Annotated in this window: 7 protein-coding genes; 3 read left to right on the forward strand and 4 right to left on the reverse strand. The window is 64.6% G+C overall.

Going from position 1 to position 6,088, the window contains the following annotated elements; all coding sequences use genetic code 11:
- Window positions 1-889, reverse strand: an 889-nt coding sequence (locus VOI29_RS21870) for an AAA family ATPase (protein ID WP_323783659.1), incomplete at its 3' end; no start/stop codon positions are given.
- A 550-nt stretch (window positions 890-1,439) separates the two neighbouring features.
- Between VOI29_RS21870 and VOI29_RS21875 the strand changes: the two genes are divergently transcribed.
- The 3 genes from VOI29_RS21875 to VOI29_RS21885 all read left to right on the forward strand — a co-directional run bounded on the left by VOI29_RS21875 (window position 1,440) and on the right by VOI29_RS21885 (window position 4,004).
- On the forward strand, window positions 1,440-2,123 hold the full coding sequence (locus tag VOI29_RS21875) for a DnaA N-terminal domain-containing protein (protein WP_323783661.1): 684 nt from the start codon (window positions 1,440-1,442) through the stop codon (window positions 2,121-2,123).
- Window positions 2,124-2,229: 106 nt separating this feature from the next.
- Complete coding sequence (tviB, locus tag VOI29_RS21880; protein ID WP_323783663.1) at window positions 2,230-3,504, forward strand: Vi polysaccharide biosynthesis UDP-N-acetylglucosamine C-6 dehydrogenase TviB; 1,275 nt, start codon at window positions 2,230-2,232, stop codon at window positions 3,502-3,504.
- A 65-nt stretch (window positions 3,505-3,569) separates the two neighbouring features.
- Window positions 3,570-4,004, forward strand: coding sequence for a GFA family protein (locus VOI29_RS21885; RefSeq protein WP_323783665.1), 435 nt, complete (start codon window positions 3,570-3,572; stop codon window positions 4,002-4,004).
- A gap of 53 nt (window positions 4,005-4,057) precedes the next feature.
- Here VOI29_RS21885 and VOI29_RS21890 read toward each other — a convergent pair whose 3' ends face one another.
- From VOI29_RS21890 to VOI29_RS21900, 3 genes are all read right to left on the reverse strand, one after another.
- Complete coding sequence (locus VOI29_RS21890) at window positions 4,058-4,360, reverse strand: type II toxin-antitoxin system RelE/ParE family toxin (RefSeq protein WP_323783667.1); 303 nt, start codon at window positions 4,358-4,360, stop codon at window positions 4,058-4,060.
- Window positions 4,353-4,589, reverse strand: a complete 237-nt coding sequence (locus tag VOI29_RS21895) for a type II toxin-antitoxin system ParD family antitoxin (RefSeq protein ID WP_323783669.1) — start codon at window positions 4,587-4,589, stop codon at window positions 4,353-4,355. Before VOI29_RS21895 ends, VOI29_RS21890 begins: the two co-directional genes overlap by 8 nt.
- A gap of 158 nt (window positions 4,590-4,747) precedes the next feature.
- Window positions 4,748-6,088: PEP-utilizing enzyme (locus VOI29_RS21900; protein WP_323783671.1), on the reverse strand; the 1,341-nt coding region annotated here is incomplete at its 5' end.

Consider the following 6,088-nt stretch of genomic DNA (forward strand, 5'->3'; position numbering starts at 1 on the left):
AGGGGATATAGAGCACATCGGCGGCAAAGACCGCGTTCATCGACTGGTAGCCGATCGCGGGGGGGCAGTCGAAAATCATCAGGTCGTAATCTTCCGCGGGCAGCTGGTCGAGGTAGCGGGAGACCGCGGCGAAGAACGACCATTCCGGGTTCAGGTGGCGGTACTGGGCCGAGGCGAATTCGACAAAGGCCGCATTGGCGCAGGAGGGGATGATGTCGATGGTGGGCCAGCTGGTCGGTTTGACAAAGTCGCTGACCCGCAAGTCCTGCAGCCCCATGCCGGTGATCGCGTCGGGCAGCTGGCGCCGGGGCAGGGCGGTGCCCGACTCGGCACCGCTGGCCACCGCGTTCATCCGTTCGGTCTCGCGCACCAGGTCGCGCGCCATGATGCCCCAGACGGTGTAATCCTCGGTGACATCGCTGAGGCCCATGGAGTGCGACAGGGTCGCCTGCGGGTCGAAGTCGACACAGAGCACCCGGTAGCCGTCCAGCGCCGCGGCATGGGCGAAATGCAGCGCAACGGTGGATTTGCCGGCGCCGCCCTTAAAGTTGGAGATCGCCACCCGCAGCGCCCGTTTCCCCGCCGGGCGTTTGGGCAGCAGGGATTTGCGGTTGATCTTGATGCGGCGGCGCAACTCGTTGATTTCCTCCAGCGAATACCAGCGCTGGCGGCCGTCCTCCTCGACATGGCCCTGGGGCAGAGAGGGGTCCGCCGACAGCCGTCCCCGCAGGGTCGACTGGTTGACCCGGAAAATCAGCTCGGCCACTTCCCAGGAGGAGAACCGGCGCAGGGTCTTTTCCATTTCGGGGGAGAAGGTCTGCTGGCGGATCCAGCTTTGCATCTTCAATGATTGGGCCTGCATTTTGGACAGGTCTTCGTGCGTAAACATCGCTGCTCCTTAGCCTCACACGTTTTCTATTTGGCGGCGCCCATTTCTTGCGGACGCTAATTCAGCCTCAATATTCATTTACGCCGAATTTGCAAAAAACGCAAAAGCTAATATGGTTTGGAACAGCGTCCTGTCCCCGCGGGGACAGATCTGCGGAAAGCCCAGCAAAACAAGGGCGGAACCGATTCGAAGCCGATCCGCCAAGCGATTCGTTTTATTGGATTTTCCTGGCGTCCGGGGGCCATATTTAGGGGGACATCCCGCGCAAGGACACAGCAGATTGGGGGACATTTCCGGCCCATTAGGGGACACACAGGATGTCCCCCCATACCATTGATACCAATTTTTCTTTCGAAAAAGGGATTGGGATTGAATTCAATTCCGCTGAGCGCTTGACAGAATCGGAATTCCGGACGCAAATCAGGTACAACAAACGAATAGCGTTGAGTTCGGAGCAAACCGGATGGCGCAATTCCCGGCAAACCAGCTGGGAGCACTTGAGGCAGCATATCCCGGCCCAGCAGGGCAGGGAAGAGAAACGGGGGCAGCAATGCTTGCCAAACGGCCTGCGGGGCGCAATGCCTCAGCGTTGAAGTATGACATCCTCACAGCGATGGGGGCATATGCGCTTGGCCAGGGCAAGGGGGCGCAGAAGCTGGTGCTGCGGTTCATGACATTGATGACCGCACGCTACAACTGGCAGCGCGATGAGCTGGCGGTGGGCCAGCGCGAGATTGCCCGGCTGTGGGATGTCGATGAACGCACGGTGAAGCGCGAGATGGCCAAGCTGCGGGGCTTGGGCTGGCTGGTGGTGAAACGCCAGGGCGCCCGCGGGCGGGTCACCGAATACGGCATCGATCTGGAGCGGCTGCTGGCGGACACCCGGGAACGCTGGGCGGCTGTGGGCCCGGATTTCGAACACCGGATGCAAAACAAGGACGAGCCTGCGCCCAATGTGGTGCCCTTGCGCCCCGGAGCGGCACCGCCTGCGCCGGATATCTCGGACGGCAGCGAGTGGAGCCTGGCCAAGGCAGTGCTGCATGCGGAGGACCCGGCGAATTATGCGTCGTGGATTCAAGGGCTGGAAAAGGCCGGGCGGGCAGGCGGCCGGTTGGTGCTGAAGGCGCCGAGCCGGTTCCACGCCAATTATGTGATGGCGCATCTGATGCCGCGCCTGCTGGCGGCCTGCCGGGATGTGGACGGCGATGTCGCGGCGATTGTTGTGGAAGCCTGAGGCCAAATCCGCGGCGGGGCGGTTGAAGCCCTTGGGGGCAGGGCCTTATGTGGGCGGGCAGGGGGCTTGGCTTAAGACCCCCGGCGAGTAACAAGGAGCAGCCCCGATGAGCGGCGTGCAGGACAAGATCTGTGTCATTGGCCTTGGCTATGTGGGGCTGCCGCTGGCAGCGGCCTTCGGACGGCACCGGCCGGTGCTGGGGTTTGACATTGACCCCGGCCGTATTGCCGAGCTGCGCCGGGGCGAGGACCGCACCCGCGAACTGGGCCGGCCGGAGCTGGCGGCGGCGGAATATCTGAGCTTCACCTCGGACCCGGCCGAGATCGCGGATTGCTCGATCTATATTGTCACCGTGCCGACGCCGGTGGATGCCAGCCACCGGCCGGATCTGAGCCCGCTGCTGGCGGCCTCGGCCATTGTCGGCGGGGTGCTGCAACCGGGCGATCTGGTGATCTATGAATCCACCGTCTATCCCGGCGCCACCGAGGAAGACTGCGTGCCCATTCTGGAAACGCGCTCGGGGCTGGTGTTCAACAAGGATTTCTTTGCCGGCTATTCACCGGAGCGGATCAACCCCGGCGACAAGGCGCGGCGGCTGGCGGATATCGTCAAAGTCACGTCCGGCTCGACGCCGGAGGTGGCGGAACGGGTCGATGCGCTCTACCGCGAGGTGGTCACGGCCGGCACCCACAAGGCGGCAAGCATCCGGGTGGCCGAGGCGGCCAAGGTGATCGAGAACAGCCAGCGGGATATCAACATCGCGCTGGTCAATGAGCTGGCGAAGATCTTCAACCGGATGGGGATTGATACCGAGGCGGTGCTGGAAGCGGCTGGAACCAAATGGAATTTCCTGCCGTTCCGGCCCGGATTGGTGGGCGGGCACTGCATTGGGGTGGATCCTTATTACCTGACCCACAAGGCGGAGCAGCTGGGCTATCACCCGGAGATCCTGCTGGCCGGGCGGCGGCTGAATGACGGCATGGGCGCCTATGTTGCGGGGGAAATGGTCAAGGCGATGCTGAAACGCGGCTTGCCGGTTGCGGGTGCGCGGGTGCTGGTGATGGGGCTGACGTTCAAGGAGAACTGCCCGGACCTGCGCAATACGCGGGTGATCGATGTGGTGCGCAGCCTGGAAGAATACGGGGCGGCGGTGGATGTTTATGATCCGCATGCGGACCCGGAAGAGGCGCGGGCGGAATACGGCATTCCGCTGGTGCCGGCGCCGGGGCAGGGGGCCTATGCCGGGGTTGTTCTGGCGGTTGCGCATTCGGAGTTCCGGGAGATGGGCGCGGCGGCGGTCCGCGGCCTGGGGACCGAGGGCGCGCTGATCTATGATCTGAAGTATGTGCTGGCGCCGGATCAGGCCGATTTGCGGCTTTGATCTGCGGAACCTCCCGCTGAGACTGGAACTGCTGTACCCTTGCCGGGTCAGCAAGGAGGTCGGGTATGAGTGACGTTCTGGAAGGCCGCTGCCTGTGCGGCGCCGTGAAGATCCGTGTGCAGGGGCAGCACGATCCCCGCATCGGCGCCTGCCATTGCCGGATGTGCCAGCGCTGGACCGGCGGGCTGTTTTTGTGTTTCGAGGCCGCGGCGGAGGCGGTAACGGTGGAGGGGCCGGTGACCCGGTATCAATCCACCGCCTTTGCCGAACAGGCGTTCTGCAGCACCTGCGGGACGCAGCTGTGGATGCGGGATGTGGACAGGGAAAACGCGCCCTATGACCTGATGCCGGGGCTGTTTGATGCGGCGCTGGCGTGGCCGCTGCGGTCGGAGATCTATGCGGACCGGGCAATGGCCGCAGTCCGGCTGGAAGGCGATCACAAGAGGGTCACACGGGACCAGTATGAAGCTCAGAACCCGTTCATCGACGGGGATGTCTGAAAGAACAGGCATGGCCTGCCGCAGTGGCTGCGGGGCGGGTGTTCTTTGCCGGTCTATTCCGAAAGGAAAGCCATCAGGTCCTGGCGGGCGTGCAGGACGCGGATAATCTCCGGGCGGCCCTGTTCCAGCCGGTAGATCACCAGATGCGCACCGGTTGGATGAATGCGCACCGGCGGGGTGAACTCAGTCCGTTCGCGGGCCATCCCGGGGAAGCCGGCGATCAGATCGAACAAGGTAAACAGGCTGCCGGCATAGGCATCGGCCTGTGTTTCACCCCAGGTTTCCAGCCCGTAGCGCCAGATCGCGGCGAGATCGGCGCGGGCGGCGGGGCGCAGACGCCAGCGCGGTTCAGCCATTGCGGCGCATGGCGGCCTTGAACCCTTCGGCTGTCAGCGCCTCAGCCGGGCCGCTGGCGAGGCCTGCGTCGATGGCGGATTGCAGTTCGCCAATGGCGGCCGCGCGGGCCTGGTCGCGGCGGATCAGGTCGCGGACGTAATCGCTGGAATTGGCATAGGTGCCGGCGCGGGCCTGGTCTTCGACCCAGTCTTTCATCTGATCCGGCAAGGATACGTTCATGGTGGCCATGGGCGGGTCTCCCTTTACGTCATTAGCATATGGCAATCTTTGCCAAAAGTGCAAGGATGGAAGCGGCGGGGGATGTCCCGCCTGTCTGCCGCAAGATATGAAAAACACCCGCTGCCTGGCGGCGCGGGTGTTTGGTGTCTTTATCGCTGCCGGTCAGATCAGGCAGAGACCGCCTTGAGGCTCTTTTCCTGCAGCGGATGGATGCTGCCGTCTTCGCTGACGGTCACCCGTTCGCCGTGGCTGAGGCTGTCGAGACCCTTGCAGGCGACCAGCATCAGGACGTCCTTTTCGCGGGCAACGATGGCCATGTGGCTGAGCCAGCCGCCGACCTCGCTGAGCACCGCGCCGGAGCGCTGCACCCATGGCAGCCAGGCCGGGTTGACCATCCGGCAGACCAGGATGTCGCCGTCCTGGAAATCGGCAAAGGCCGCGGGGCTGATGTCGCTGTCGTCCTCCATCCAGAACACCCGGGCGGTGGCGCTGCCGCCGCCGGCCACGCAGGTGCCGCCCAGGGAGCCGCCGCCCGCCTGGGTCTGGACGCCCAGCGACAAGAGTTCGCAATCGCGTAGGCTGAGGGTGACGGCGGAGGGCGCGGACTTCTTGCGCAGCGCCTCGGTCTTGGCGCGGGCCTCTGCCAGGTGGCGCAGCGTGTCCGGGTCGGCCCAGTTGCCCTGCTGCACTTCGCCGAAGGTCAGGCTGAACACCAGATCGCCGAGCCCGCTGCACTGACCCAGCGCCAACAGGGCGCGGCGCAGTTCGGCGACGACGCGCAGGGCCTCGTGCTTGGCCTGTTCCTTGAGGTCCTGATAGGCGATGGCGATGCCGATGGTGCCGTCCAGCTCATCCGGCAGGTTAGCAGGGACCGGGACGGTGCCGATCGGCTCAACCGCGCTGTCGAGCAGCGAGTTGAGCAGCGCCGGCGCCTCAGCGTAGCGCGGCGAGGACAGCTCGTAGTCAAAGATCGAGCGGTGGCCCATCAGCCGCATGGCGCGTGCCTGGGCGTCCTTGCCGGTGCAGGAGGCCAGCAGGCTGGAGGGCGCGTTGGGCAGGTCCGCGTGCATCAGATGGGCGCGCAGGGCCGGGTCGCCCGCAGCGGCGGTGCCTGCCTCGCCCATGGTGAAGCCTGCCAGGATGTTGATCTTCTCCGCTTCCAGATAGACCTCGCGGATGAACATTTCTTTGAGGGTGGCGATTGTCTCCAGCAGTTTGTCCTGGGGCAGGGCGGCATAGTCCACGGCCTGCCAGATCGCCAGCTTGTTGCGCAGTTCCGGCATCACCTCGGCCCGGAAGCGGGTGATCATCGGCTGCGCCCGTTTGCGCAGCTGCTTGGCCTTGGCAGCGGTGAGTTTCAGGGTCATGCCCTGTTTCAGCGCCACATCGACATAGGTTTTGCCGAAGAGGTTGACCAGATGGCCGTCGCAGCCCTCGGGCAGGCCATAGGGCACACCCAGATCGCGGCAGGCCAGGTCGACGCTGCCGCCTGGCGCCCACAGATCGCT

The organism is Leisingera sp. (assembly GCF_034669605.1).
Taxonomy (GTDB): Bacteria; Pseudomonadota; Alphaproteobacteria; order Rhodobacterales; family Rhodobacteraceae; genus Leisingera.

Bases quoted from the DNA above. Each gene is read 5' to 3' on its own strand.
- VOI29_RS21875 (WP_323783661.1), top strand. From the start codon at position 1,440: ATGCTTGCCAAACGGCCTGCGGGGCGCAATGCCTCAGCGTTGAAGTAT.
- VOI29_RS21895 (WP_323783669.1), bottom strand. From the start codon at position 4,589: ATGGCCACCATGAACGTATCCTTGCCGGATCAGATGAAAGACTGGGTC.
- VOI29_RS21885 (WP_323783665.1), top strand. From the start codon at position 3,570: ATGAGTGACGTTCTGGAAGGCCGCTGCCTGTGCGGCGCCGTGAAGATC.
- tviB (WP_323783663.1), top strand. From the start codon at position 2,230: ATGAGCGGCGTGCAGGACAAGATCTGTGTCATTGGCCTTGGCTATGTG.
- VOI29_RS21890 (WP_323783667.1), bottom strand. From the start codon at position 4,360: ATGGCTGAACCGCGCTGGCGTCTGCGCCCCGCCGCCCGCGCCGATCTC.